1 protein-coding gene is annotated in these 467 nt (G+C 50.1%); it reads right to left on the reverse strand.

Going from position 1 to position 467, the window contains the following annotated elements; translation table 11 throughout:
• Positions 1-118: 118 nt before the first annotated feature.
• Positions 119-467, reverse strand: a 349-nt coding sequence (locus B1A85_RS23345) for an acetyl-CoA carboxylase biotin carboxyl carrier protein subunit (RefSeq protein WP_146087217.1), incomplete at its 5' end; no start/stop codon positions are given.

Here is a 467-nt window from a genome sequence, read left to right on the forward strand (position 1 = left end):
GACTTAGAAGAAACATTGCCGGTGTTGCAGCAAACCCAAGTCTTGTAACCATCGGATTTGCATAGAGTTTTGGTTCCCCTTGTCCGTTGCCCTGACAAAGCTATGAAGTAGGGAAATCTCAATCAGGTTGGTTTGCTGCCAAAATTTGTCCAGCTGTCCTTGTTTGTCCTGGTTGCCAAAAGACGTTGGTAATCGTACCGCTATCTTCGGCAAGTCCCGCCACTCCCATTTTCATTGCTTCTAAAATGACGAGGCGATCGCCAGACGCAACGCGATCGCCACCTTTGACAAGCACTTGCCAGACATTTGCCGAAACGTGCGCTACTATCGCCTCCACCCCGTCAGAAAGCACATTTTCAGGAGCAATTGTTTCTTCGTCGGTTTGTTGAAGCCTTTCTTGACGGGTAAACTCTCCCGCCGCAACCCAGCGATCGCGTTCCGCAGCAAAAGCCGCTTGTTGTTTAGCC

The organism is Chroococcidiopsis sp. TS-821 (genome assembly GCF_002939305.1).
Lineage (GTDB): Bacteria > Cyanobacteriota > Cyanobacteriia > Cyanobacteriales > Chroococcidiopsidaceae > Chroogloeocystis.